23 protein-coding genes, 2 pseudogenes and 1 riboswitch are annotated in these 24,940 nt (G+C 58.9%); of the genes and pseudogenes, 15 read left to right on the top strand and 10 right to left on the bottom strand.

Annotation, left to right across the window (positions count from 1 at the left end; all coding sequences use genetic code 11):
* Positions 1 to 190 precede the first annotated feature (190 nt).
* Together HGP13_RS35080 and HGP13_RS35085 are read left to right on the top strand one after the other, a co-directional pair.
* A pseudogene (locus HGP13_RS35080) lies at positions 191 to 539 on the top strand (DDE-type integrase/transposase/recombinase); the annotation flags it as partial.
* 300 nt (positions 540 to 839) lie between these two features.
* Entirely contained in the window at positions 840 to 2,333 is a 1,494-nt protein-coding gene (locus HGP13_RS35085) for an NAD-dependent succinate-semialdehyde dehydrogenase (protein WP_051355484.1), read from the top strand.
* A gap of 73 nt (positions 2,334 to 2,406) precedes the next feature.
* Here the strand turns inward: HGP13_RS35085 and HGP13_RS35090 are convergent, their stop codons facing one another.
* From HGP13_RS35090 to HGP13_RS35100, 3 genes are all read right to left on the bottom strand, one after another.
* A complete protein-coding gene (locus HGP13_RS35090) occupies positions 2,407 to 2,628 on the bottom strand; it encodes a hypothetical protein (protein WP_133117242.1) in 222 nt (73 codons plus the stop codon).
* Positions 2,629 to 3,093: 465 nt separating this feature from the next.
* Positions 3,094 to 3,780, bottom strand: a complete 687-nt coding sequence (locus HGP13_RS35095) for a transposase (RefSeq protein ID WP_246707234.1) — start codon at positions 3,778 to 3,780, stop codon at positions 3,094 to 3,096.
* A 618-nt stretch (positions 3,781 to 4,398) separates the two neighbouring features.
* Complete coding sequence (locus HGP13_RS35100; RefSeq protein WP_097576033.1) at positions 4,399 to 5,484, bottom strand: cytochrome-c peroxidase; 1,086 nt, start codon at positions 5,482 to 5,484, stop codon at positions 4,399 to 4,401.
* Positions 5,485 to 5,916: 432 nt separating this feature from the next.
* Between HGP13_RS35100 and HGP13_RS35105 the strand changes: the two genes are divergently transcribed.
* Positions 5,917 to 6,111 (top strand): hypothetical protein, encoded by a 195-nt coding sequence (locus tag HGP13_RS35105; protein WP_133117243.1) that lies wholly within the window; start codon positions 5,917 to 5,919, stop codon positions 6,109 to 6,111.
* Positions 6,112 to 6,179: 68 nt separating this feature from the next.
* A complete protein-coding gene (locus HGP13_RS35110; RefSeq protein WP_032918242.1) occupies positions 6,180 to 6,536 on the top strand; it encodes a helix-turn-helix transcriptional regulator in 357 nt (118 codons plus the stop codon).
* Positions 6,537 to 7,832: 1,296 nt separating this feature from the next.
* Here the strand turns inward: HGP13_RS35110 and HGP13_RS35120 are convergent.
* Complete coding sequence (locus HGP13_RS35120; RefSeq protein ID WP_172234434.1) at positions 7,833 to 9,248, bottom strand: mannose-1-phosphate guanylyltransferase/mannose-6-phosphate isomerase; 1,416 nt, start codon at positions 9,246 to 9,248, stop codon at positions 7,833 to 7,835.
* Entirely contained in the window at positions 9,248 to 10,681 is a 1,434-nt protein-coding gene (locus HGP13_RS35125) for a phosphomannomutase (RefSeq protein WP_172234436.1), read from the bottom strand. Before HGP13_RS35125 ends, HGP13_RS35120 begins: the two co-directional genes overlap by 1 nt.
* A 456-nt stretch (positions 10,682 to 11,137) precedes the next feature.
* Between HGP13_RS35125 and HGP13_RS38395 the strand changes: the two are divergent.
* The 11 genes and pseudogenes from HGP13_RS38395 to HGP13_RS35175 all read left to right on the top strand — a co-directional run.
* Positions 11,138 to 11,259 (top strand): annotated as a pseudogene (locus tag HGP13_RS38395) (hypothetical protein); the annotation flags it as partial.
* Positions 11,260 to 11,343: 84 nt separating this feature from the next.
* Positions 11,344 to 11,496 carry a hypothetical protein gene (locus tag HGP13_RS38400; RefSeq protein WP_246707503.1) on the top strand — a complete coding sequence of 51 codons (153 nt, stop codon included), beginning with the start codon at positions 11,344 to 11,346 and terminating at the stop codon, positions 11,494 to 11,496.
* A gap of 638 nt (positions 11,497 to 12,134) precedes the next feature.
* Positions 12,135 to 12,833 (top strand): 7-cyano-7-deazaguanine synthase QueC, encoded by a 699-nt coding sequence (queC, locus tag HGP13_RS35135; RefSeq protein WP_143974696.1) that lies wholly within the window; start codon positions 12,135 to 12,137, stop codon positions 12,831 to 12,833.
* A complete protein-coding gene (gene queD, locus HGP13_RS35140; protein WP_172234438.1) occupies positions 12,833 to 13,189 on the top strand; it encodes a 6-carboxytetrahydropterin synthase QueD in 357 nt (118 codons plus the stop codon). The genes queC and queD overlap by 1 nt, the downstream gene beginning before the upstream one ends.
* The gene (queE, locus tag HGP13_RS35145) at positions 13,186 to 13,923 is read left to right on the top strand and encodes a 7-carboxy-7-deazaguanine synthase QueE (RefSeq protein WP_172234984.1); all 738 of its coding nucleotides are present in this window, start codon (positions 13,186 to 13,188) and stop codon (positions 13,921 to 13,923) included. The genes queD and queE overlap by 4 nt, the downstream gene beginning before the upstream one ends.
* A gap of 280 nt (positions 13,924 to 14,203) precedes the next feature.
* Positions 14,204 to 14,320, top strand: a riboswitch (TPP riboswitch).
* Positions 14,321 to 14,412: 92 nt separating this feature from the next.
* Positions 14,413 to 16,248, top strand: a complete 1,836-nt coding sequence (gene thiC / locus HGP13_RS35150) for a phosphomethylpyrimidine synthase ThiC (RefSeq protein WP_172234440.1) — start codon at positions 14,413 to 14,415, stop codon at positions 16,246 to 16,248.
* On the top strand, positions 16,245 to 17,246 hold the full coding sequence (gene thiO, locus HGP13_RS35155) for a glycine oxidase ThiO (protein WP_172234442.1): 1,002 nt from the start codon (positions 16,245 to 16,247) through the stop codon (positions 17,244 to 17,246). The genes thiC and thiO overlap by 4 nt, the downstream gene beginning before the upstream one ends.
* A complete protein-coding gene (thiS, locus tag HGP13_RS35160) occupies positions 17,215 to 17,412 on the top strand; it encodes a sulfur carrier protein ThiS (protein WP_172234444.1) in 198 nt (65 codons plus the stop codon). Before thiO ends, thiS begins: the two co-directional genes overlap by 32 nt.
* 1 nt (position 17,413) lies before the next feature.
* A complete protein-coding gene (locus HGP13_RS35165; RefSeq protein ID WP_172234446.1) occupies positions 17,414 to 18,193 on the top strand; it encodes a thiazole synthase in 780 nt (259 codons plus the stop codon).
* Complete coding sequence (locus tag HGP13_RS35170; RefSeq protein ID WP_172234448.1) at positions 18,183 to 18,788, top strand: thiamine phosphate synthase; 606 nt, start codon at positions 18,183 to 18,185, stop codon at positions 18,786 to 18,788. The genes HGP13_RS35165 and HGP13_RS35170 overlap by 11 nt, the downstream gene beginning before the upstream one ends.
* Positions 18,779 to 19,549 carry a PfkB family carbohydrate kinase gene (locus HGP13_RS35175; RefSeq protein ID WP_027055520.1) on the top strand — a complete coding sequence of 257 codons (771 nt, stop codon included), beginning with the start codon at positions 18,779 to 18,781 and terminating at the stop codon, positions 19,547 to 19,549. The genes HGP13_RS35170 and HGP13_RS35175 overlap by 10 nt, the downstream gene beginning before the upstream one ends.
* Before the next feature lie 261 nt (positions 19,550 to 19,810).
* On the opposite strand, the gene HGP13_RS35180 is transcribed toward HGP13_RS35175, so the two are convergent.
* The 5 genes from HGP13_RS35180 to HGP13_RS35200 all read right to left on the bottom strand — a co-directional run bounded on the left by HGP13_RS35180 (position 19,811) and on the right by HGP13_RS35200 (position 24,929).
* Positions 19,811 to 20,839 (bottom strand): LLM class flavin-dependent oxidoreductase, encoded by a 1,029-nt coding sequence (locus tag HGP13_RS35180; RefSeq protein WP_172234450.1) that lies wholly within the window; start codon positions 20,837 to 20,839, stop codon positions 19,811 to 19,813.
* Between the two features lie 125 nt (positions 20,840 to 20,964).
* Entirely contained in the window at positions 20,965 to 22,074 is a 1,110-nt protein-coding gene (gene hisC, locus HGP13_RS35185) for a histidinol-phosphate transaminase (protein ID WP_172234452.1), read from the bottom strand.
* 395 nt (positions 22,075 to 22,469) lie between these two features.
* Positions 22,470 to 22,649 carry a hypothetical protein gene (locus HGP13_RS37690; RefSeq protein ID WP_210267846.1) on the bottom strand — a complete coding sequence of 60 codons (180 nt, stop codon included), beginning with the start codon at positions 22,647 to 22,649 and terminating at the stop codon, positions 22,470 to 22,472.
* A complete protein-coding gene (locus tag HGP13_RS37695; RefSeq protein WP_210267849.1) occupies positions 22,642 to 22,992 on the bottom strand; it encodes a hypothetical protein in 351 nt (116 codons plus the stop codon). Before HGP13_RS37695 ends, HGP13_RS37690 begins: the two co-directional genes overlap by 8 nt.
* A 1,211-nt stretch (positions 22,993 to 24,203) precedes the next feature.
* On the bottom strand, positions 24,204 to 24,929 hold the full coding sequence (locus HGP13_RS35200; RefSeq protein ID WP_172234453.1) for a DUF6602 domain-containing protein: 726 nt from the start codon (positions 24,927 to 24,929) through the stop codon (positions 24,204 to 24,206).
* Positions 24,930 to 24,940: the final 11 nt, after the last annotated feature.

Here is a 24,940-nt window from a genome sequence, read left to right on the forward strand (position 1 = left end):
CTCCGAGGTCGATTGCAAGGATCGCCGCATGTTTGCGTTGGAACGGGTGGGGTCGAACTGGTGTTCGCGGTTCCGTAGGACCGCATGCATGGGAGCGACCTCATCCGCGCAGCGTCCCGGCAAGGATGCAACTCGGGAACTGGAGTTGATGATGGAAATCGAAAACTCCTTATTAGAGCATGGACCCAACTATGCGCGTCGTTTACGTGGGAAGGCGCCGGCGAAGGACGATATATGGCATCTCGATGAAGTCGTGGTGCGGCATCAACGGTCAGAAATGCTGGCTGTGGCGAGCAGTCGATCAAGAGGGCTATGTGCTCGACGAGATCGTCCAGACGCGCCGCAACACCAAGGCTGCCAGGCGCTTGCTGATGCGGCTTCTGAAGAACCAGGGCATCGCGCCAAAGCGGATCACCGACAAATTGCGCTCCTACGGGGCGGCAAGACGCCAGGTCATGCCGAACGTGGAACACCGATCGCACGAAGGATTGAACAACCGAGCAGAGAATTCCCACCTTCCGTACCGAAAACGAGAGCGGACGCGACAGGGGCCGTTGCTTATCGGCTTGCCTGAAAAACCACAGCGGGAACTTGCGCGCCCGTACCTCAAATAACGTGACAGCACCGCAAAAGGGGTTCGCGATGCTCTTCACGAGCCCGTCCCGCGTGTGCCTGTCATGAAGTGAAAGCTTTCCGAAGCGCGAATCGAGATTGAGGCTGTCATTGCTCTCGGCTAATCAGGAAGCTGCTTTTGCAAAGACGGAGGGCCGGTCGATCTCGTCCGATCGTCCGGCACAAGGTGTGCTTATTAGTACATTAGCGCAGCTAGTAACTTAGCCATGAAGGGGGACCACGGTTTGACCGTGACACAGTCGCTGACGAGACGTCTCAAAAATCCCGAGCTATTTGACGATCTGGCCGGTGTGCCTGGTCGGAATGCGGAGCAAGCCACGAGGCGCTTTTCGGTGTTCAATCCCTCAACAGGCGAGCTGTTGGCTGAGCTTCCAGATATGGATGTCCGGGACGTTTCCTTGGCAATCGACAAGGCCGAAGCTGCGCAGGAACATTGGGCGGCGCTCACCGCGCGCGAACGCTCCGACATCTTATGGGAATGGCACCAACTGATCCTCGACCACAGCGAGGATCTTGCAGCCATTTTGACGGCCGAAATGGGTAAGCCGCTTGCAGAGGCGAAGTCTGAAATCGCCCATGCTGCAGCCTACCTCCAATGGTATGCCGAGGAGGCCAATCGCATCTATGGCGAGACGATTTCGCCGCCTTCTAACGACAGGCGTATGCTGGTAATCAAACAGCCGATCGGTGTTGTCGGTGCCATTACTCCTTGGAATTTTCCCGCCTCGATGGTGGCTCGCAAGATTTCGCCGGCGCTTGCCGCCGGCTGCGCGATTGTTCTGAAACCCGCGGAGCAAACACCGCTTGTCGCGGGTGCTATGTTCACGCTTGCCCGGATGGCAGGTTTTCCCGATGGCGTTCTAAACTTGATCTACGCATCGGAAGGCGATGCGGTTGGGCGTGAACTTTGCTCGAACCCGAAGGTCCGCAAGATTAGCTTCACGGGGTCGACCGCGGTAGGGCGGCTGCTCATGAGGGCGTGTTCGGACCAGATCAAAAGAACCAGCTTCGAACTTGGTGGTAACGCTCCTTTCATTGTTTTTGATGATGCAGACGTAGACGCTGCCGTCGATGGTGCGGTACAGGCAAAGTTTCGGAATGCCGGCCAGACCTGCGTTTCAGCCAATCGGCTTTACGTACAGTCCAGCGTGTATGATGAATTCTGCGACAAATTCACCAAGCGCGTCAGTGCATTGCGCGTCGGTGACGGTTTCGAGCCAGAAGTTTCGATCGGTCCCCTGATCGATAAGTGCGCGCTTGCAAAGATTGAAGATCATATTCGCGATGCTGTGCGGCAGGGTGGGAAGATCCGTTGCGGTGGCAACCGTATCGGCGAATCGGGAACCTTCTTTGAGCCCACGGTGATCACCGACGTCGAAAGGACAATGCGGGTTGCTCAGGAAGAAACCTTCGGACCGCTGGCTCCCATAATCCGCTTCAACAATCCCGACCAGGTGGTGCGCGAGGCGAATGACACGATTTACGGTCTTGCAGCCTACTTCTACGCTTCCAATCTAAAGCGTGTGTGGCGCGTGGCTGAAGCCCTCGAATACGGAATGGTCGGCATCAATACGGGACGCATGTCCTCCGAGGCCGCACCCTTTGGCGGAATGAAGCAATCAGGGATTGGTCGTGAAGGGTCGCGCCACGGCCTCGAGGATTATCTCGAAATGAAGTACCTGTGCATGGGTGGGTTATAATCCCGCAGCATCCGCGTCCCATTGACATCGCGCTGACAATCCGCCGCGGCCATCATGGAATGGTGGCCTTCGATCAAGGCCCAGCGTAAACCTTGATGCCGTCATCGCCGCCGCCATCCTCGCCTTCGGCCGTATTCACCGCTACCTGATTCACCACGTGCTTGCCATGTAATCCGCCAGGAGTGGTTTTCCTGTCTCGGCCGCGATACTGGACCAGATCAACGAGCACAGGGGCGTGCTCGCCACCTGTCGAGCCGTGCTCGCAATAAGGAATTCGCCGCGCTGGATTGATCATTAGTCCGACGGCACGGCGGTCCCCTTAATCCGCCCATTGTTTCCGGAGCTTGGTTTGTCGCCGACACATGCGCGAGCGTCCCTCGGGTTCGACCGGCCGCCGATGACCGCCGCGAGCCGAATGCGCTTAACAAGATGGCCAATCGCCCGCTCGATTTGACGCATTCACTAGGAGAGTCCCGGCAAGGGCCTGAGATATTGCTGGCTTTCGCGGCGCAGTGACCCATTGAGCCTGATCAGTTCATACTGGCGTAGAACGTACGGGCGCTTTGCGAGGTCCGATGCACGAAAACCTTGTAAAATAGGCAGGCCGAACTGCCCACCTCGCGGAAAATCCACAAGCCCGGTGCCATCCACCCGCACATCAGGGTGCTGGTGCGCGAAATTTCCGTCCATCCGACAGCCGGCGAGCCTTCGATCACAGTTCTACGATCCGTCTGGTCGAATGGCGGCATCTTCTGAAGCCTTATTGCAGCCCTAGCTTCCTCTTCAGTTCCGCGTTCTCTGTGCGCAGGCGTTCCGCGAGCAGGCTCTTCAATCGCTTGTTTTCTTTCTCGAGGGCGACCAGGTCCTTCAGATCGTCGCCATCGGATCTAGGCGCCGCGGCCCTCTTCCAGTGATAATAGGTCTGTTCCGATATACCGGCCTGCTTTACGGCACTCTTGAGAGTGGTGCCGCCGCTGATCGACGTCTCGACCTGAGCGAGCTTCTGGGCGCGCTCTTCTCCGGAGTAGACCTTCCGGGCGCTCCGCACGGCCGCTGCTGTTGCTGTTGCTTCCTTCGCCGGGGACGCCGTATTGGCGCCATTCTTGGGACCGGGCTCAGTCTTTGCCTTCCGCGACGGTGGGGTTTTCTTCTTCGTTTCAGGCGTCCTTCCTTTGGGAGCGTGTTCGGTTGCAGTTTCTACTGATTCAGCGTCTAGGGGATTTGCCATGAGATACTCCGCTCGCGGTTTGTGCGCGTGTTCAGCATCAAGGGCTATGACATTAGAGTCAATCAGCCGACGATTTGGCAGATCCATGTCTTTGAGCTCCCTTGTTGTGTCGGCTATAGCTGCGGAGAGATCGACATCGCCCCAGATGGAATGGCCCCGTTTTTGATAATTGCGCTTTTGTTTGACCTCCACAGTGAACGGTCGGGTCTGCCGCCTCATAGTTTCTTCCTTGTTAGAACGAATTGCACAGGAGGTCGCGGCTGATGAAGACTGAACAACTGGCGCTTCCTCGGTTGCGCCGAGCTATATGGATGAGATAGCCCGAGAGCAAGCGGCACTTGCGGTGTACATTGACAAATGCTCGAGCCACGTCGCTGGCTGGTCGCAGCTTTGTTTTCATATCGGTGCGTTTGCAGAGCTGGAACAGCTGCTCGCGCGTCGCAACGCCATCGAGCACGTTTTGAAGGGGTGGATCTGAAGGCATCCGGTTTCTGCTGGGCGCACGCCAACGCCGCGCGGAATATTGTCCGTGATGGCTCGATCAGGTGGTTGCGAGCTTGGCAGCGAATCTAAGGCGGGGGGTGCATGCAGCGACATATCACGACACAGTCGGCTAGTCGGAGCGTCTGATCGACTGGCCGGCAAGGCGGTCATGCTGTCGTGACGCATGTGGGCGTCGACGGTCAGGTTTTCATTTAGCGTTTCAATTGAATTCGGAAATGAAAGTCCACCTCGCTCTCCAGTTGGATAGGCCTCGCCGGAAAGTCATGATCGTCTCGTCCCAGTGAAGGTCGCAATCGTTCCTGATTGCGACCTTCCCTAGCCAGTTCCGGCCAATCATTGCGCGGGGATATGCAATACAGGTCGAGGCGTTGTCGGGGTTTCGGCGGGTAAGATGGGATAGGCGACCTCCGGTACTTTTCCGGTCAGCGAATTAAGGAAGGCAACGAGCAGGTCGACTTCTTTTTCCGTCAATTCTTGGCCGAGCTGGGTGGTCCCCATAATGGCGACGGCCTGTTTCAGATCCCAAACCTTGCCCGAATGAAAGTATGGCGCGGTGAGTGCTACGTTGCGCAACGGCGCCACGCGGAAAACATAGGAATCGTCGGCTTCATGGGTGACGGCAAATCGGCCTTTGTCGTTTTCCGGCAGAACATCGGTGCTGGGCTTTTCAACGAGGCCGAATGGGTAATAGCCCTCCCCACCCACGTTGATACCGCCGTGGCAGGACGAGCAGCCTTTGTCCATGAAAAGCGTCAGGCCCTGTTTCTGTTCGGAAGTCATAGCGGCGTCATCGCCGTTGAGGAAGGCATCGAAGGGCGCCGGTGTGACCAGTGTCGCCTCAAAGGCTTCGATTGCCCTGGCGACGTTTTCGAAGGTGACGCGATCGGCTTCGCCCGGGAAAGCTGAATTGAACCACTCGACATATTGCGGCATCGACTTGAGCGTGGCGATGAGTTGACCTGGTGTGTTGGCCATTTCGACAGCGGCTTGGATCGGTGCCTTGGCCTGAGCCTTTAGGTCTTCAGCACGACCATCCCAGAACTGCGCGATGTTGAAGACAGCGTTCAGTACCGTCGGCGCGTTGCGCGGTCCCTTCTGCCAACCATGGCCGATCGAGCTTTCATGATTGTCGTCGCCCCCGGTGGCCAAGTTGTGGCACGAATTGCACGACAAGACGCCCGACGCCGAGACGCGTGGATCGAAGAACATTGCCTTGCCTAGGGCTATCTTCTCCGGTGTGATCGGGTTGTTGGCGACTGTCGGCGTGATGGACGGTAGAGCCTTGAAGGTGGCCCGTGCCGTTTCTCTGAGGTATACGGGGATCGTTTGCGCAGCAAAAGCGATGGCCGGCAACGCGACAGCCACCGTAGTGAATAGGATTTTCACAAGTGATCTCCCTGCGTTTTGCACGGAAGCCATTGTTGATATGCGGTTCGTGAACGCCTTGCGCTAAAGGCGGCAATCCTCCTTGCATAAAATCGATTCTGACGCGGACCTGACATATTGTCTTCCTTCGTTGCATTGCGCGCGATGTCACCCACGATGAACGCCAGTCGGTATCTCCTGTCGCCTCTCGAGAAGCATCAAAAGTCGTGCCAACTTAGCAGAGGGAACCTCCGGGGGATTTTCTGGTCATCATTCAATAGGTTGAACGAAGTCGCAGCGAAGCGCAGCCCTACTCCGGTGTCGCGAATCTGACAGCCAACAGTCGGGCTGAAACAGAGAAATGTTGGTCCCTCAGCGTCTTGTCCGATGGGCGCCGGGCCTCCTGCATGGGCGGGAGGGGACCACACGGTACAGCTCAAGATGAACGCCGCCGGCAAGCATCGCTAGACAGTCCCCGCAGATACTTTGACGCTGGTCCGCGAGCTGGTGCGCCTAGTGCCCGACCGCCAGATCGCGCGGCTCCTCAATCGCGCCGGTAAGCCGGCGCGCGTTGAAAGGGGCCTCGCAATCATCGATGTGAACGTGATGACGGCGCTGCAAACTGTGTCGTCGAATTGTGGCCACTGGAGCAATCGTCGTAAAGCGGGCCAAGGTTCTTGATCTAAACGGCGGCGGCCGCCATATTAGCGCAGCGCCTCTCACACGTTCGAGAGTGATCGCATTTTTGGATGCCGCCGGCTCGGGCTGTTTCGGCATCCTATTTCAACATCGGCCGCCGCTTGTTTCGAGTTATCGAATGGCCGTTCTCTGCATTTGGAGGCAAAATGACCGCAACGCCTTTCGCGCTGCCCGAGGCAGTGCTTACCGCAATCTCAAACGGAAAACCCGTAATTCAGGCATATCGGGAACATCTTGGCTATTCGACCGAGGACATTGCCGTGACCAGCGGTCTGACAGTCGAGGAGGTCGGGCTGATCGAATCTGGCCATTGTTTCGACAAGGGCTATCGCGATCGGATCGCTCGGGCGCTTGGCGTGGCTGAGAGTATCTTCGATGAAATCTCGGGTATCCCGAACGCTGCCTGACGTCGACCTCTGAAGATTACCCGCCGCCTGCCAGGTCGGATCAAAATCCCACGGGTATATCAATACCCTTACGGCGGCGGGCGGTGTCAGAATTCTTATTTCTACGGAGTCGATTCGCTCTGCGGAAGATCGGCCTCATGCTGGGCGACGCGGATGTAACCTTGGCCCGCACGAGAGGCCAGATCTGTGGATAGAGAGAACCGGCTAGCCGCGTTGATGGGTCCCAAGGAAGCCACAAGAACTTGGGAACAAAAGACCAAAGGAGGCCAAGCGAAACATACGCAGGGGTGCCTGTCGAATTTGAGCGCGAGTGGGAATTTATCCGGTTCACACACCGCTTAGAAAATGGAAATGATCCGGGACGTGGCGCGCCGGCGGCCATTATGAACGAGCATAAGTCGCGACCGAGAGGCGCATCACTTTGCCAAAGCCGTGCACGATGAATGGATCACAAAGTTCCGAGAGAATCCGAGCGAACAGCTGCACTGGCACACCGGCCGGTACGAGGGCATGTGGACAAAATATCCCTACCCGATGGTGGCGCCGAACTACGGCACAACGATCAATTCTTGCGAAGTCGAGCGGCTTAGACGAAAGATTTCGGCGAAACCGCCCGAGGCCATCAGGAAGGTTCGTCACGATGAAAGCGATCCCTTGCCCGTTCTGCACAAGCTGCGAGGTTAGGCCATATGAGACGGACGAGGCGCGCGTTGTGATGAAATGCGAGGACTGCGGTGCATCGGGGCCGGTCTGCATCGACGAAGTCAACGCCGTCGAAAGCTGGAATTACCGTCCATCTGCCCAGCCCGAATAGGATTGTTCACTTGGCATGGCGATAGCGATGCGCCTACGTCTAATGGCCCCGGTCCGTCACCGGCGCGCAGGAGCGTATTATCTTCGTCAGCCGGTGCCGCGTTTCTCTTCCGGGCCCCCGCCTGTCAGCCCGGCGCATGCTGGCCTACCCCGTCAGAGTGCCAGGCCGCTCATGTCGCGCCTGCCGTACATGGCAACGAACCTTATCGCGCACCTGATCGACTGATATTGCCGATCACCTTCCGCAACTCGAGCGGCTGTAGCAGCGCATGCCGTTGCAGCGGATGCGCAAGTGTCGTCTGACAATCTCGCCGGAAAACTGCCGTCTCAACAATTCGGCCAGCCTGTCGTTCGACATCGCTCACTAGCCGTACTCATAAAACCTGTTCTGGTTTGCCTCCCCTAGCAGCCGGTCGCCTGACAGCCCACATGCCGACGCAGGTTCGGTCTGCAAGCCACCGTAGGGCATGTGACGTTGGACTGTCAGGTTCGACCGTATACGTCCTCAAGCCGCACGATGTCATCTTCGCCGAGATACTCGCCGCTTTGGACCTCGATCATCACCAGTCCGATATTGCCGGGGTTTTCGAGCCGGTGTTTGTGGCCGCAAGGGATATAGGTGGATTGATTAGTGGTCAGGAGTAGCTCCTGGTCGCCGTTGACTATTTTCGCAGTGCCGCTGACCACGACCCAGTGCTCGGAGCGGTGATGGTGCATCTGCAGGCTCAAGCGTCCGCCCGGCTTCACCTCGATGCGCTTGATCTTGAAGCGCTCGCTTTCCTCCAGAACCGTGTAGGTGCCCCAGGGCCGGTGCACAGTACTGTGAAGCAAATGCGCTTCATGTCCCGCAGCCTTGAGGCCCTCGAAGAGTTTCTTGACGTCCTGGACGCGATCACGGGATGCAACAAGCAATGCATCTGGGGAATCCACGATCACCAGGTCGCTGATGCCGACGGTGCCGATGACGCGTCTGTCCGAGCTTATGTAACTGCCCACGGTGTCGACCACGTGGACATCGCCGCGAATCCTGTTGCCGCTCCCGTCAGCGGCGACCAGTTCGGCCATTGCGTTCCAAGATCCAATGTCGTTCCACCCCATTTCGCAGGGAACGACGGAGAGATTGTGGGTTTTTTCCATCACCGCTCGGTCGAGTGAAATACGCGGCGCCATGGCGAAGTGCTCAGATGAGAGTTCGACGCTGGCAACATGTTCGCCGTGGCTGACGCGAGCGTTATCATAGCTATCGAGAACGGCATCGATCACCTCCGGGCAATGCGCAGCCATTTCGTCGAGCATGACCTGTGCCTTGAAGCAGAAGATGCCGGCGTTCCAGAAGAAACGTTTGGACGCGACATAAGATTTGGCAGTCTCGGCGTTCGGTTTCTCGACGAACCGGACAACTTTCTCACCGTCGGCCTCGATGTAGCCGAATGCGGTGTCTGGCCTATCCGGGGTTATGCCCAAGGTTGCGATACGCCCCTGCTGCGCCTGTTCGATTGCCCGGTTCATGGCGGTTTGAAATGCGGGCAGATCACCAATCATATGGTCGGCGGGAAAAATACACAGAACAGCATCGGGACCCTGTGTTGCCTTGGCATGGACGGTTGCCGCAGCGACGGCGGCGGCGGTATCCCGACCCTCAGGCTCAAGCAGAAAGGTGCGTGGCAAAACAACGGAATCCAGCTCGTCGAAAACGTCTTTCGTAAGGAAGAGGTGCCCCGTGGACGTCACGGTAACAAGCTCCACGACATGCTGCATCGAAGCGGCGCGCAACACGGTGTGCTGGATGAGCGAAAGTCCATCCGCCACCTTGAGGAAAGGTTTGGGGTGCGATTGCCTTGAGGCGGGCCAGAGCCGCGAACCAGCTCCACCGCTGATGATGACCGGAACCACTTTCATCAAAGGTCCTCTATCTCGTCTGTAAGCGCGAATGCCTGTGCCCCTTGCAGCGTCGAGGCGACGATCGCCATGGCCCTGCTCTCGGTCGAAGCTTCCGAGTAGCAGCGCAGTTCCGGGGCATTGCCGGAAGGCCGCAGATGTATGATCTCACCTGAAAGCATCCGCGCCCTGAGGCCATCGGTTTCGTCAACTTCGGCGACGGTCCCGAACGAGGCAAGAAAGTGCTGCAGTGCGTTCCGGCTTGCGAGATGATCCATCAATCTGCGTGAACTTTCCGCAGGGAAGTTCTGAAGCCGGTCACTGGCGCACACAGGAAGATTCCAAAGCCCGCGCAGTCGCGACAGCTTCTTTTTTGTCGACGCCATGGTACCGAGGACGGCCAGGATCGGGAGGAATGAGTCCCGCGTCGGCAGTGCAGTCAATGTCTTCCCATTCACCGCACAATCCGAGCCCAGCAGAAAACCACCATTGGCCTCAAAGCCGACGATGACGCCGCCGGCGCCGTGTGATGCTTCCATTGCTTCAATGACAAATGGAGACCCGACTTTCGTCCTCTGGACCGCGAAACCAAAGGCCTTCGAAATTCCCGAATTGGAGGTCACTGGCGTCACGATCGTGTCTGCCTTCAGGAAAAGAGCCGTTGCAAGCCCAACCAGGTCGCCGCGAAGAAGATCGCCATTTTCATCAGCGACGAGTGGCCGATCACCGTCCGCATCGGTCGACACGATGGCATCGAGACCGAATTCGCGGACCCACTTCTTCAATTTTGCGATTGTTGCTGCGTCCACGGCTTCGGTATCGACAGGTACGAAGGTCCCGGTTTTCCCGACGGCGACCACGCTGGCACCGAGCGATCGAAGAACCTGTACCAACAGTTCCGCCGCGACCGAACTGTGCTGATAGACACCAAGTCTCATGCCGGAAAGTGAGCCCGGCTCCAGCATGTCATGGGCGCGCTCTCGATAAGACGCGATCGCTTCTTCACGGTGCATAGGCCACGTCGTTCCCAGACAAGCCCTTGGTAAGCAATACGCAATTGATCTTTCGGCTACAAAGCGCGTAATCGCGGCCTCATCCGCCTTGCTGATTTCACCATTCGGGCCATAGAATTTGATGCCATTGCGATCGGCTGGAATGTGCGACCCGGTGACCATAAGAGCCGCCGCGCCGTGTTTGCATGCATATAGTGCCAGGGCAGGCGTAGGTATGGTGCCGCAATCGATCGGCTGGAAACCATTTGCGGCCAACCCCGCCATGCAATTGTCGGCTATCGCCTGACTGCTGTCACGTAGGTCGCGGCCTATGAAGACCGAACTATTCGGCTGAACCCGGCTGGAAATCAAACGCCAAGCGAAAGCTTCGGCATAAAGTCCGCTGGCCTTGCCGACCAATTCCGAAGCCAATCCTCGAACGCCGCTTGACCCGAATTTCATGATTTCGCTTTGTTAGTGGACAGGCAGGGTGGGGTCATGTTGCAATGGGCTAGTACGGTGTGGCGTAAGGACCCCTCGGAGTTCCGCCGAACAGCAGGGCATCCACTGGCACAGGGACATCCACAGTTCTCCTTCTATTGGAATCTTTTGGCGCGCTCATCTAATGATCAAGGCAGTGGAGTGATCGATCGGTGCCTGCCGGTATTTCGCTATGCAGCATCATGACAGATCCGTAAACTTGGTTGTTTGGATGGAATGCATCCATGGCATGGATAGGGCTAGAAGGCCGTCTCGATCAGCGCAATGGAACCGTGTGATTCTTAGGTATTTGGATTAAGGTCAGCCAGAGCGCTCGCCGACCATGGCGTCGCCTAGGGCGCTAGGACGTCGCCTAGGGCGCTAGACCCAAGCAGGAACCGATGCTTGGATCAGCTGGGGCGACGATCAGCGCCGACAATGCCTTGCCTTGCGACGCCTTCAGAAAGTTGTTTCTGGAATTGCGTTCGATCAAGCCCAGCGCAAAACCTTGATGCAGTCGTCGCCGCCGCAATCTTCGCCTTCGGCTTTGTCTACATCCATCCGTTCGAGGACGGAAACGGCCGCATTCACCGCTACCTGATCCACCACGTCCTTGCCATGCACCGCTTCAATCGCCGGGAGTGGTGTTTCCCGTCTCGGCCGCGATCCTGGACCAGATCGACGAGTACAGGCGCGTGCTGGAGAGCAATTCGAAGCGCCTTCTGCCATTGGTCGAACGGGAACCGCCGCCGCAATTCAACGTCCGGGTGCTGAATGACACCGCGGATTTCTACTGACACTTCGATGCAACCCCGCACGCCGAATTTCTTTTTGCCTGCGCTCGGCGGACGATCGAACGGTACCTCCCTGACGAAACAGCTTTTCTGCAGCGCTACGATCAATTCCGGCAATAGGTGAATGCCTTTATCGACATGCCCGAGCGGCTGATCGATCTGCTCTTCCGTTTCCTTAACCAGAATGGTGGCCCCTATCGAGCCGCGCCCTCGGAAAGGAATTCCCAGCTCTGACCAATGACGAGGCGCGGCGGCTCGAGGCGATCTATGCGCAGACCAGAAAACGGCAAAGCACGCGGCAGAAGCCTTTCACTGGACTGCCGGTCGACCCTTGCGTTGTCGCCGAAACTCGGGACGTACAAGTTCTGGGGCAAACCGGACAAGCCGAAGGTGTGTCGGGAATGCTGCTGCGCCACAGCAGTGATTTCTGCATCGTCTATACGCCTACATACGCAGCGCCGGACTCAGCCCCCCAGCGGTCGAAGATGCGCGACAAGTCGCGTGCAAAGTCATCTTGCTGACAACAAGGTACGTGCGCTCAATCGCGTCCACCCCATTCACAAAACCGGCTCCGTGGAGTAGTGGGAACGCAGAGAAATCTCCGGTCGCAGCCTTACCCGGTCAAAACAAGGATTCAAACCATGAATGCCCTCGTCATCTGCTCCGGCGGATTGGACTCTGTTTCGCTCGCTCACAAGGTGGCGACCGAGCAGAAACTCATTGGCCTGCTTTCGTTCGATTACGGCCAGAGGCACAAAAAGGAACTCGGCTTTGCCGCCATCTGCGCCAAGCGGCTGGGTGTTCCGCACCAGATCGTCGATATCCGCGATGTTGGCCGGAACCTGAGCGGCTCGGCGCTGACTGATAGTGTGGACGTGCCCGACGGGCACTATGCCGAAGACTCCATGAGGATCACGGTGGTGCCGAACAGGAACGCCATCATGCTGGCTATCGCCTTCGGGGTTGCCGCCGCGCAGAAGGCCGATGCGGTGGCCACTGCCGTCCATGGCGGAGATCATTTCATCTATCCCGATTGCCGGCCCGCTTTTATCGACGCCTTTCAGACGATGCAGAACCATGCGCTCGCAGGCTACGCCGATATCCGCCTTTACGCTCCCTATGTGAATATGTCGAAGGCCGACATCGTCAGCGAGGGGGCAAAGTACGCCACACCGTTCGAGGCGACGTGGTCCTGCTACAAGGGCGGCGCACGTCATTGCGGTCGCTGCGGGACATGCGTCGAACGGCGCGAAGCATTCAATCTGGCCGGCATTGCCGACCCGACAGATTATGAGGACGCGGACTTCTGGCTCCACGCTATCCAGACAAGGAGCGCGTGATGTTCCGCATTACCAAAGAGTTCCACTTCTCGGCCTCGCATCAGCTCACCTCCTTGCCACCCGACCATCAGTGCGCACGTCTGCACGGCCACAACTACATCGTCGTAGTGGAGCTTTCAGGTGGCGAACTGGACGAACACGGCTTTGTGCGCGACTACCAAGGTCTGGCGGCGTTCAAGCACTACATCGATGGGACGTTCGACCATCGGCATCTTAACGACGTGCTGGGGCATGACCATGCCACAGCGGAATGTCTGGCCAGGCACTTCTACGACTGGTGCAAGGTGCGGCTACCCGAAACCTCCGCCGTGCGGGTGAGCGAGACGCCGAAAACCTGGGCGGAATACCGACCATGACTTGCGCGTTGCATCCCGGAATCCGGGTGAGCGAGATTTTTGGGCCGACCATTCAGGGCGAAGGCGTGCTGATCGGCTTGCCGACGGTGTTCGTAAGAACCGGCGGGTGCGATTATCGCTGTTCCTGGTGCGACAGCCTGCATGCGGTGGACCGTCGCTTCCGCCATGATTGGGAGATGATGTCTCCCGACGCGGTTTGGCAAAAGGTCATTGCGCTTTCCGGCGGTCAGCCCGTGATGGTATCGCTGTCGGGCGGCAATCCGGCCATCCAACCGCTTGGCCCGCTGATCGACCGCGGGCATGGTGAGGGCTACCGCTTTGCATTGGAAACCCAAGGCTCGGTGCCTAAGCAATGGTTCGCGGATCTCGACGTGCTGGTGCTCAGCCCCAAGCCACCCTCAAGCGAAATGACGACAGATTGGGCCGCGTTCGACGCCTGCTTAGAGGCGGCGCAGGATAAGCCGCAGATGGCGCTCAAGCTCGTTGTCTTCGACGATGATGACTATGCCTATGGCAAAGACGCCGCGGCGCGCTACCCGCAATTGGCCATCTATCTGCAGCCCGGCAATCACACGCCGCCGCGTCCCGGCAACGAAGACGCGTTCATCGACATGGCCGGTGTGATGAGGCGCATGGAATGGCTGGTTGAAAAGGTGACCCGTGACAGGTGGTTCAAGGCGCGTGTACTGCCGCAGCTTCATGTTCTGCTCTGGGGGAACAAACGGGGCGTCTAGCCGAAGCGGAAGGATTGCCGACGACGAGCAAGACAGACATCTATAGCAATCTCACCCAACTGGGTGGCAGCAGCGTCGTTCCGGAAAGCCCCGAAAATACCGTGCTGGAAAAGGCACCGAATCCGCATGAGGGCTCGCCTTATTGGGGGCGCTTCACCGCTGCTCTGGGGCGTCACTTGCTCTCGATACTAGCATGCTTTTCCGCTGGGTTTGTTTGGTCGTCGATCACCGCTGCGGGACGAATGCGCTTGACAAAATAGCGCCGGCCCATTCAATTCGACGCATTCACCAGGGGAGTCCCGGCAAGGGGCTGAGATACTGCTGGCTTTCGCGGCGCAGTGACCCGTTGAACCTGATCCAGTTCATACTGGCGTAGGGACGGTGCAAGCGCTTTGCGGGAGTCCACGCCCGACGTCCTACGACCAAAGCGTCTTTTCATCCTTCCGGCACAGAACTGGGTCTCCAATGCATGAGCAAAGGAGCCTCACGATGAATGCCCTCACCCCCGCCGTCTCGACGGGACCACTGCCCGCCTCACGGAAAATCCACAAGTCCGGCGTCCTCCATCCGCAGATCAGGGTGCCGATGCGCGAAATCTCCGTCCATCCAACGGCCGGCGAGCCGGCCGTCACCGTCTACGATCCGTCCGGCCCCTATACCGACCCGACTGTCGAAACCAATATCGAAAATGGCCTTGCCCGGCTTCGTAACGAATGGATCACAGCGCGCGGCGATGTCGAGGCCTATGACGGCCGAGATGTCCGGCCGGAGGACAACGGATTTGCGACCGGCGAGCGCCTGACGCCGGAATTTCTCACTCGCAACCGGCCACTCAGGGCCAAGCAGGGCAAGGCGGTGACCCAGCTCGCCTATGCGCGCGCCGGCATCATCACGCCCGAGATGGAGTTCGTCGCCATCCGCGAAAACCTCGGCCGCGAGATGCTGCGTGGCAAGCTTGAGCGCGACGGCGAAGCCTTCGGCGCGGCGATCCCAGACTTCGTCACGCCGGAATTCGTGCGCGATGAGGTTGCGCGCGGGCGTGCGATCATTCCCGCCAACATCAATCATCCCGAAAGCGAGCCGATGATCATCGGCCGCAATTTCCTGGTGAAGATCAACGCCAATATAGGCAATTCCGCCGTCACCTCCTCGATGGCCGAAGAGGTCGAAAAGATGGTCTGGGCGATCCGCTGGGGCGCCGACACGGTGATGGACCTGTCGACCGGCCGCAACATCCACAACATCCGTGAATGGATCGTACGCAATGCGCCGGTGCCGATCGGCACGGTGCCGCTCTATCAGGCGCTCGAAAAGGTCAACGGCATTGCCGAGGACCTTACCTGGGAGGTCTACCGCGACACATTGATCGAGCAGGCCGAGCAGGGCGTCGACTATTTCACCATCCACGCCGGCGTGCGGCTGCACTACATCCCGCTGACTGTCGACCGGGTCACGGGCATCGTCTCGCGCGGCGGTTCGATCATGGCCAAATGGTGCCTGCAGCATCACCGGGAAAGCTTTCTCTACGAGCACTTCGCGGAAATCTGCGACATCTGCCGCGCCTATGACGTGTCCTTCTCGCTTGGCGACGGTCTTCGTCCCGGCTCGATCGCCGACGCCAACGACGCGGCGCAATTCGCCGAGCTGGAAACGCTTGGCGAGCTGACGCAGATCGCCTGGGCCAAGGATTGCCAGGTGATGATCGAGGGGCCTGGCCACGTGCCGATGCACAAGATCAAGGAGAACATGGACAAGCAGCTCGCCGTTTGCGGCGAGGCGCCGTTCTACACGCTTGGACCGCTGACGACCGACATTGCGCCGGGCTATGACCACATCACCTCCGGCATTGGTGCTGCCATGATCGGGTGGTTCGGCACCGCCATGCTCTGCTACGTCACGCCGAAGGAACATCTCGGCCTTCCCGATCGCAACGACGTCAAGATTGGCGTGATCACCTACAAGATCGCCGCCCATGCCGCCGATCTGGCGAAGGGCCATCCGGCGGCGAAAGTCAGGGATGATGCCCTCTCCCGCGCGCGCTTCGAGTTCCGCTGGGAGGACCAGTTCAACCTGTCGCTCGACCCCGAAACCGCGCGGTCCTTCCACGACCAGACCTTGCCCAAGGAGGCCCACAAGCTGGCGCATTTCTGCTCGATGTGCGGGCCGAAATTCTGCTCGATGCGGATTTCCCACGACATTCGTGCCGAAGCACAAAAGGAGGGCATGGCGGCGATGGCGGCGAAATATCGCGAGGGCGGCGATCTCTATGTGCCGGCGGAGGAGGCCGGCGCACCGCTGATGTCGGAGGCGCATGAGCCATCATGAGGGTGCTGGTCCAAGGGGCCGGCGTCGCCGGTCTCACCGCAGCCTTCGAACTCGCCACCCGCGGCGCGGCGGTGACAGTTGCCGAGACAAGACATGCTCTCGGCGGCAACGCATCATGGTTCGCGGGCGGCATGCTGGCACCATGGTGCGAGCGCGAAAGCGCCGAGCAGCTAGTGTTGGATCTGGGACGCGATGCCGCCGACTGGTGGGAGGCGGCAACGCCGGGCCAGGTTACGCGGGCCGGAACACTGGTCGTGGCCGCGCCGCGCGATGCGGGCGAACTCGAGCGGTTCGCCAGCCGCACGTCGGGTCATCGGCGCGTCGATGAAGATGAAATCGCGCTGCTGGAGCCCGACCTCGCCGGCCGCTTCCGGCGCGGCCTGTTCTTTCCCGATGAGGCGCATCTCGACCCGCACCAGGCGATGGCGGCACTTCATGACAAGCTCACGGCCATGGGTGTCGAGTTCCGCTTCGGCGCCGACACCCGGCATGGTTCCGGTTTCGATCGCCAGATCGACTGCACGGGAATGGCCGCCTTCGATGACAGGCTGCGCGGCGTTCGCGGCGAAATGCTGATCCTGCGCACGCCTGACATCTCGCTGTCGCGCCCGGTCAGGCTGCTGCAGCCGCGCTTTCCACTCTATGCGGTGCCGCGCACCGACCACCGTTTCATGATCGGCGCGACGATGATTGAAAGCCAGTCCGTCGGACCGGTCACGGCGCGTTCGATGATGGAACTTCTGGGTGCTGCCTATGCCCTCCATCCAGCCTTTGGCGAGGCCGAGATCGTTGAAACCGGGGTCGGCATCCGTCCAGCCTTTCCAGACAACCTGCCGCGCGTCGAGGCACGCGGAAACGCGGTCGCGATCAACGGCCTCTATCGCCATGGCTTTCTGCTCGCCCCAGCCATGGCGCGCCAGGGGGCCGAACTCGTCTTCCGTCAGGACAAACCCATGGAGCTTGCCAATGAAACTGATCGTCAACGGCGAAGCGCATGAGGTTGCCGCCACCACCCTGGCCGAGCTGCTTGCCGCGCTCGACTATGAGGGCGATTGGCTGGCGACCGCCGTCAACAGTGACCTCGTGCACAAAGCCAACCGGGCGGAATTCCGGTTGAGCGACGGCGATCGGATCGAAATCCTCTCGCCCATGCAGGGAGGCTAGCATGTTCGAGCTTCTCGGGACGACGCTTCCTTCCCGCCTGCTTCTCGGCACCGCGCAATATCCTTCGCCGGCCATCCTTGCCGATGCGGTCAAGGCATCGGGCACGTCGGTGGTGACCGTCTCGCTGCGCCGTGAGATGGCAGATGGCAGGGCCGGCGAGAAATTCTGGTCGTTGATCCGCTCGCTGGGCGTCAGAATCCTGCCCAACACTGCTGGCTGTCACTCCGTCAAGGAAGCGGTCACCACTGCGAAAATGGCGCGCGACGTCTTCGGTACGAGCTGGATCAAGCTCGAAGTGATCGGCAACCACGACACGCTGCAGCCAGACGTGTTCGGCCTGGTCGAAGCCGCCCGCATCCTGTGCGAGGACGGCTTTATGGTATTCCCCTACACCACCGACGATCTTGTCGTGGCCGGGCGGCTGCTGGAAGCGGGCTGCAAGGTCCTGATGCCGTGGTGTGCGCCGATCGGTTCCGCCCTCGGGCCGGTCAACATCATGGCGCTACGCTCGATGCGCGGACATTTCCCAGGTGTCCCGCTGATCGTGGATGCGGGGCTCGGGCGACCGTCACACGCAGCAACAGTCATGGAGCTCGGTTTCGACGCCGTGCTCCTGAACACGGCGGTCGCCAGGGCGGCCGATCCGGTCGGCATGGCGCGTGCGTTCGGCAAGGCGGTCGAAGCCGGTCGCGAAGCTTTTGGTTCGGGAATGCTCGAACCGCGCGATGTCGCCGTGCCGTCGACGCCGACATTCGGCAGGGCGGTTTTTCATGAAGCTTGATCCCTTCTACCTGATCGTCGACAGCGCTGCCTGGATCGAGCGATTGGCGCCGCTCGGCGTCAGGCTGGTGCAGCTGCGTATCAAGACCATGGATGAGGCCGGGTTGCGCGCCGAAATCCGGAAGGCAAAGGACTTATGCGCCGAGCATCAGTGCCAGCTCATCGTCAACGACCATTGGCGCCTGGCAATCGAGGAAGGCTGCACCTTCGTCCATCTCGGCCAGGAGGATTTGCAGACCGCCGACCGCGCGCGAATACGGGCAGCCGGCGTCAGGCTCGGGCTGAGCACGCATGATCATGTCGAGCTGGAAACGGCCATGTTTGCCGAGCCCGACTATATCGCGCTCGGCCCCATCTACCCGACCATCCTGAAGAAGATGAAATGGGCGCCGCAAGGGCTCGAACGGATCAGCGAGTGGAAGCGCCGGGTCGCGCCAATCCCATTGGTCGCCATTGGCGGTCTCAACCCTGACAGGCTCAACGGTGTTTTCGCGGCGGACGCCGATAGCGCGGCAGTGGTCACCGACATCACGCTGAATGCCGATCCCGAAGCGCGCACACGAGAATGGATCGAAAAGACGGAGCGATGGCGCTGAGGCGAGAACCGCATGTGCTTGTCGTTGGCGGGTCGGACTCCAGCGGTGGAGCTGGAATTGCCCGCGATATAGAAACGGTTTCCGCCTTCGGGCTGCGCAGTTGTCTTGCCATCACCGCCGTGACAGTCCAGACGCACTCGGCTGTCGAGCACGTCAAGCTTGTGCCGTCGGAGCTTGTCGCCGCTCAGATGCGCGCCGCGTTCGCTGCCAACGCTGTCGCAGCCGTCAAGATAGGCATGATTGGGACATCGGCGGCTGTTGAGGCAGTCAGCGCTGTTTTGGTCAACCGCCAAGTGCCTGTGGTACTCGACCCGGTCCTGGCCTCTACCTCGGGACGCAATCTGCTGGCGGACGATGCCATTAATATGCTGCGCCACGATCTGATGCCGATCTGCCGGCTTGTAACGCCTAACCTGGTCGAGCTGGCTGCGTTTACCGGCTCGTCACCGGCCGCGGACGAAGAAGGGGCTTGTCGTCAGGCTGAAGAGCTATCGAGGACGGTGAGGACCGCCGTACTCGTCAAGGGCGGCCATGCACAAGGAACCCGTTGCGTCGACGTGCTTTTGCAGCCGAACCAACCTGCAGTTCGGTTCGAGGCGCCCCGCTTGCCGCGAGGGATGCGCGGAACGGGTTGCATGATGGCCAGCGCAGTCGCCGCCTCGCTTGCTCTTGGAGCGTCGCTGGAAGCGAGCGTGCGCCAAGGCAAGCAATATGTTTTCGATGCGCTTGCCGGATCGAAGGACATCGGGCCGATAAGCTGATCGGGCCGAACGTATCCAACGCTCCGATCAAGTCTGGCAGGCGATCGTGGGTCTACTGCTAGGACATGAAGGCCCTATCCGAGGGGTGAGAATGCGGCATACACGGTCGCTTTCGCCTATGAACAACACGCCGCTTTGAGGAGGAAGCCGCATGCCTCTGTGCCAACCGGTTGATGGGTCATCCGAAACCCGCACCTAGTCGTCGCTAGCGACAGCATGCCGCTTGGCACGTTGTTGGGTGAGCGAACGTTCGAACCGGGGTTAGCCAACTCGAGCCATAATTGCGGATTGAATCGCCGTTGCGGTATATAGGGAAGCATCTAACGACAGATTCCCAAACGCCGGTTGACAAAGGAGGTAGTTTGCACCTGCCGCTTCCAGCTGATCAAGAAGAGCTTGTCCCGCAGATGCTGCCGTTCCTACTACGCACAATTCCTTCTCGATTGCTGCATCGAAGGTCAGCGGCAGGTTTGGTGGAGTCGGCATGCCATTGAGATCATAAAGGAATTTAAAGCTCTTGAGCCACCGTTCGTAAGCAGGTGCGGCGAGTGAACGTGCATCTGTTTCAGAACGCCCAATCACGACCATTCGGAGCAATCCAAGAAATGGCGCTTGGCCGTCCGGCTCACTGGTGTGCTCTCGACCGGCGCGGAAGGCATCAGTGATTCTTCGAACGGAAGAGGAAGGCCCCACGCACGCGATGTTCACGCCATTCGCAGCGGCCCAGACTGCCGATTCCGGTCGATTGGTGGCGATCCAAGTCGGCGGATGTGGACGCTGATGAGTTCTTAGCGTCAGCGGAACGCTGTTCAACTCAAAATGGCGGCCTTGATAGGATAGCGTGCCGCCCTTCAGCGCATTGATAAGAATTTCGCTGGCTTCCGCATAGTGGTTTGGCGCCGCGTCCGAGCCAATCCCGAAGTAACCCAATTCGATCGGGAGCGAGCCGCGCCCTATCCCAAGTTCGAGCCTGCCACCGCTCAATTGGTCCAGCATACAGATCTCTTCGAACGCACGTAGCGGATGATAGAGGGCAAGCAGCATTACCAACGGGCCGACACGAAGGCGCCGGGTTCGCTGGGCTACGCTCGACAAGAACAGATTCGGTGATGGACCTCTCCCATGTGGGGTACAATGGTGCTCTGCGAGATGATATGCATAGAACCCAAGGTGATCGCACGCCTCCGCTAACATCAGGCGATCTTCGTACTGTCGGGCGATATCGAGGCCGTCCTCGTCCAGATGATCGAAGATGCCGACAGCTAGGCCTGAAGGAAAGGCCTTTTCCATGATATTGTCTCCATTTTTGACGCGACAAGTCCGGTTGCTTGTTATTCCAAGCAATTTAAAGATTTCTCGCTTGTGTAATCGCTCGGATTATTGCCTGCGAAATGCTAAAGCAGAGCCTTAGCAACCTAATGCGGGGGTCTTGACATATTCAATATTCTACTAATTCGACTAGCGGCACGAAGAAACGCATCCATTTGCTCTTTTGTGCCGATGCTGACGCGGATGTAATTTTCCAAGCCTTTATCGGGAAAGAAGGCAACAAGTATTTTTTGCCTTGCAAAGGCTGATTGCCACCATGAGCCGTCCTGTCCCGTTGGCACGCGGGCAAGCAAGAAGTTTGCGTGGGAAGGGATTACGGAAAATCCAAGTTGCGACAGCGCGAGCGTCACTCGCCGCCGTTCATGCCTGATGTGTCTGTGGTTGTCTGCATAGGCGGCGCGGTGCGCAAGGACGCTGATACCAACCGCCTGCCCGATCACATTCATGTTGAAGACGTTCTGGATGTTGCGTAGCCTGCCGATAATTTCAGGGTGACCGAAACCGAAACCGACGCGAACGCCGGCGGCAGCATAGCTTTTCGAAAATGTCCTTAAGACCAGAAGGTTCGAATAGCGATTGATGAGGCGTAGACCATTCTCGGGTGCAAAGTCGACGTAGGCCTCATCCAGCACGATCAAGCGGTCCGATTTCGCTACCAGGCGTTCGATATCGGCCACCGGAACGAACGTTCCGGTCGGATTGTTCGGATTGGCTAACAGAATGAACTTGGCCTCCTTTGCAGGACCGAAGAGCAATTGCTCCATCGGCAAGGAATGATCTTCGCTAAATTCGATTTCGACAAATTGAGCACCCTGCAACGTTGCAAGTTTGCGGTTGAACGAAAAACCTGGCGACATCATCGCCACGCTATCCCCCGGGGCAAGGAAAGCTCTGTAGACAAGTCCAAGCAGTTCAGACGATCCGTTGCCGGCGATCACCTGATCCATGGAGACGCCGTAGGCAGTCGCGGCTGCTTCCCTCAAGCTGATGTTATCGTCTTCTGGATATAGATACTGCCGTTCGAGGGCTGCAATCGCACTTTGCATTATGATTGCTGGAAGCGGGAATGGGTTCTCATTCGTGTTTAGTTTTACCCAACTTGTATCCGGCGCTGGTCTATCGGATGGCAGAGCATCTAACTGTCTCGCCACTTGCGAAAGAGACGAAAGCACACTCTGCAGTTTTGCATCGGACATGTTTTTCTCCGTTTTCGGTGCTGAGGGAATCCGCGATGAACTGGTGGTCTAGAGCACATGGCCGACCGACGGTGCGTTCACACCGCTTTTGTCAGCATATTGACCCCGTGAGGTCGGGCGGGCTGTCCTCCGGGCCGAATTGGCGCCGACGCTCGGGTCCGCATCCACTCGTCATCGGGCCAAGGCTCCGCCAAAACCAACGCTTGATTTGTCCCTAATATTTGCCTCGTCGTCCTTTCAGGACGCTGGATCTTGATGAATAGCGACCGTCGACTGGCTTCTGCACGCCGCAACCGCACGTTGATTCACGAGACCGGAATGGGGCAGGAGAGTCAATCGAGCTTTCTTTCATTTGCGAAAGGAAACTCGGCCCTCATGATGGAATTCCATCAGTTTCATACATCTCCGGCAGCAGAAAATTTCTGTCCCGAAATCTCCACGGTGCCGGCGCTGATGGCCCGGGCCATCAGCATAATCAGCTCCTGGCAAAGCTGGCGCAGTGGCGTGGCGACCGCCATCTCGATAATGTCATCCGCCGGCGCCGACCGCGACTCCGGCGTGATTGGTTCAAGCACGACGAGATCCCTCCTCGCGGAGCCCCTGATGCCCTGACGAGCTCAGGTTGCGGCGCATGAGATCCAGCGTGATCTGGTATGTGATTTGGCGCTTCTCGAGGTTCACGAGCATATCGAGCACCTTGATCACGGAAATAGGAGCGAAAGCCGATTGCGTGGAGCTAGTGCCCTTGGAAGCGGTGGCTGCAGACGAAGACCGCCACCTTGCTGGGCCGTTTTTGCGATCTTGGAAACATCCAAGCGGCTGCCCCCCAACTTTGCGATTGATCAGGCCAATATAGTCCTCGCGCACGCCGGCCGCGAAGTCGGAAAGCAGCGAGAAAACCGGAATGCCTTTCGCCATGAGCTGCTCGACTGCTGCCGTGATCTTCGGGTGGTCCGGCGCTAGCAACCGCTAAGGTCCTTGTGCTCGCCGGCTCCTTCGGGCAGTTGAGGATAGATAGTCGAGCCGGTGCTGCCAGCTCTAACTCGTTCGGGCCTTCTTGATCGACAGCGACGTTCGCGAAGATAGGGCCGGTTGCGCCATCGGCTAGATGGGCGAGACCGCGCACCATCAACTCATTGCCTGCGATCGTCTCAGCGTCAGGAGTTCTGGCGACCTTCGCGGCGCATCTCGCTGCGGTTGTCGCCCAGAACGCACCATTCCTGTGAGGATCTGGGTCGACGCGACAGGGGGTCACGGCGTCTTACCTGAACAATCAAGTGTGGCGATCACCCGCGTCGCTTGGGGGCTAGGACAACCGGCAGATGATCGCGTCACTCAGCGCCACTGTGAGTCTGCTGCAGGATATGAGAAGCCGGGGACCCGCCCTCTTCACTCGCAAGCATCTTCTTCCAGTAGCAGCTTCCCACAATCTGCTGCCCCGGTCTGCGGGGGATTGTCTGTGGGCTCGTCTGCCCGGCTCTTGCCGGGCAGACGCAGAAAAGTTCAGCCAGCTTTGCTGAGACTGCATATACATGGGTCTGCAGTAGTTCCAGACGAGGCTCTCGTCCTTGGACACGGACGTAATCCTGGCAATCCAGACCCCTATCGATTCGAGACCGATCCCGAGGCGGCAGATATCCGAGTCGTTGAAGGGATTGAGCTGATCGACACCTATTTCAAAGACACGTTCAAGCCGACAGATCGAATATTGAAAGAGAAGGCAGGCTTTTTACCTCACTGACTGACGTCGACCTGATCGTTGTCCTAGGACACTCGTTGTCAGAAGTGGATCCCCCTTATTTCGAGGAGATCATTTCCCATACACTGCCATCCACTCGCTGGGCAGTAAGCTTCTATGGCAGCAACGAGCATCTCCGTTACACGATGAGCGGTCTGGGGCTGCACGCTCACAACATCGAGTTTTTCACTTTGCCCGACATCGCTGTCCGAGGTGCCAGAGGCCTAATCTAATTTTTTTGACGCAGTCGGCAGTCTGGCAAGGTGCCTGAGATGTTTCGCGGAAATATCGAGGCGCCGCTGAGTGTGCGTAAAGCCGCCGTTGTACATGACCTCAGGTCTCGTCAACGCTTTGCGTGGCTCAGTCTCTTCGGCGCATTTAGCCGTCGCGCCTACTTCACCAGCCACTCAGCGTAGGCTTCAACATCGATCATCGGGACTGTGCCGCTAAACTGCAGCCGAGAGATTAGCTTGAACAGGAAGGCCGTCGCCGCCCTCGTCTCGTGTCCGAAGCTGTAGCTGCCCGTCTGCGGATCGCGCTCGAAGTGCCCGTGCGAAGCGATGCAGCCGAGATCAAGCTGCCGGTCACCGGTGCCGGCATTCAGCGCCGAAGCGAGCGAGGTGCCCATCGCCGGGCTCCAGTCGCTCTCAAAGGTCAGGATGCCGCCGAGAATGGCGATCGGTGGCTTGGCGGCGAAGGTCCCGCCCGCGTGGGGGATAGGTAGGCTGGTGCGGTGCAGACGCCGCACTGAAGCCACCTTGTCCTGGGCGTAGTTCACGAGCCCCAGATCGATCGTCTGCTTGGCCTCAAACACAGCGTAGACGCTCTCGGCCGGGATGATCGTCTGCCCCTGGAAGGTGAAGATGAACGGCGAGTACTGCCGGTCGAACACGACAACATCGATCTGCTCGCTGAACTGGCCCTTGCTATCCACGACATGTGCCTTTGCTGCCTCATAGCGCTTGGGCAGGTAGGTCTTCAGCAGCTCCAGCCACACCTCTTCGCTGGCGTCGCCCTTCGATCCAGGGTGATTTATCGACCGACGCACGATCGAGAGCTTTTGCTGGATGTCCTCATGCAGCGAGGCGAGCAATTGCGCGAGGGACCAGTCTGCCATGGGGGCGCTCC

This window comes from Mesorhizobium sp. NZP2077, assembly GCF_013170805.1.
Taxonomy (GTDB): domain Bacteria; phylum Pseudomonadota; class Alphaproteobacteria; order Rhizobiales; family Rhizobiaceae; genus Mesorhizobium.

What these genes read in the sequence shown, in the direction of transcription:
- queE (WP_172234984.1), top strand. Translation starts at nt 13,186, where the DNA reads ATGACTTGCGCGTTGCATCCCGGAATCCGGGTGAGCGAGATTTTTGGG.
- HGP13_RS35170 (WP_172234448.1), top strand. Translation starts at nt 18,183, where the DNA reads ATGAAGCTTGATCCCTTCTACCTGATCGTCGACAGCGCTGCCTGGATC.
- HGP13_RS37695 (WP_210267849.1), bottom strand. Translation starts at nt 22,992, where the DNA reads ATGGCGAAAGGCATTCCGGTTTTCTCGCTGCTTTCCGACTTCGCGGCC.
- HGP13_RS35110 (WP_032918242.1), top strand. Translation starts at nt 6,180, where the DNA reads ATGCCGCCGGCTCGGGCTGTTTCGGCATCCTATTTCAACATCGGCCGC.
- thiC (WP_172234440.1), top strand. Translation starts at nt 14,413, where the DNA reads ATGAATGCCCTCACCCCCGCCGTCTCGACGGGACCACTGCCCGCCTCA.
- HGP13_RS35200 (WP_172234453.1), bottom strand. Translation starts at nt 24,929, where the DNA reads ATGGCAGACTGGTCCCTCGCGCAATTGCTCGCCTCGCTGCATGAGGAC.
- HGP13_RS35165 (WP_172234446.1), top strand. Translation starts at nt 17,414, where the DNA reads ATGTTCGAGCTTCTCGGGACGACGCTTCCTTCCCGCCTGCTTCTCGGC.
- HGP13_RS35095 (WP_246707234.1), bottom strand. Translation starts at nt 3,780, where the DNA reads ATGAGGCGGCAGACCCGACCGTTCACTGTGGAGGTCAAACAAAAGCGC.
- queC (WP_143974696.1), top strand. Translation starts at nt 12,135, where the DNA reads ATGAATGCCCTCGTCATCTGCTCCGGCGGATTGGACTCTGTTTCGCTC.
- thiO (WP_172234442.1), top strand. Translation starts at nt 16,245, where the DNA reads ATGAGGGTGCTGGTCCAAGGGGCCGGCGTCGCCGGTCTCACCGCAGCC.
- thiS (WP_172234444.1), top strand. Translation starts at nt 17,215, where the DNA reads ATGAAACTGATCGTCAACGGCGAAGCGCATGAGGTTGCCGCCACCACC.
- HGP13_RS35100 (WP_097576033.1), bottom strand. Translation starts at nt 5,484, where the DNA reads ATGGCTTCCGTGCAAAACGCAGGGAGATCACTTGTGAAAATCCTATTC.
- HGP13_RS35120 (WP_172234434.1), bottom strand. Translation starts at nt 9,248, where the DNA reads ATGAAAGTGGTTCCGGTCATCATCAGCGGTGGAGCTGGTTCGCGGCTC.
- hisC (WP_172234452.1), bottom strand. Translation starts at nt 22,074, where the DNA reads ATGTCCGATGCAAAACTGCAGAGTGTGCTTTCGTCTCTTTCGCAAGTG.
- HGP13_RS35180 (WP_172234450.1), bottom strand. Translation starts at nt 20,839, where the DNA reads ATGGAAAAGGCCTTTCCTTCAGGCCTAGCTGTCGGCATCTTCGATCAT.
- HGP13_RS35175 (WP_027055520.1), top strand. Translation starts at nt 18,779, where the DNA reads ATGGCGCTGAGGCGAGAACCGCATGTGCTTGTCGTTGGCGGGTCGGAC.
- HGP13_RS35125 (WP_172234436.1), bottom strand. Translation starts at nt 10,681, where the DNA reads ATGAAATTCGGGTCAAGCGGCGTTCGAGGATTGGCTTCGGAATTGGTC.
- HGP13_RS35085 (WP_051355484.1), top strand. Translation starts at nt 840, where the DNA reads ATGAAGGGGGACCACGGTTTGACCGTGACACAGTCGCTGACGAGACGT.
- queD (WP_172234438.1), top strand. Translation starts at nt 12,833, where the DNA reads ATGTTCCGCATTACCAAAGAGTTCCACTTCTCGGCCTCGCATCAGCTC.
- HGP13_RS35090 (WP_133117242.1), bottom strand. Translation starts at nt 2,628, where the DNA reads ATGATCAATCCAGCGCGGCGAATTCCTTATTGCGAGCACGGCTCGACA.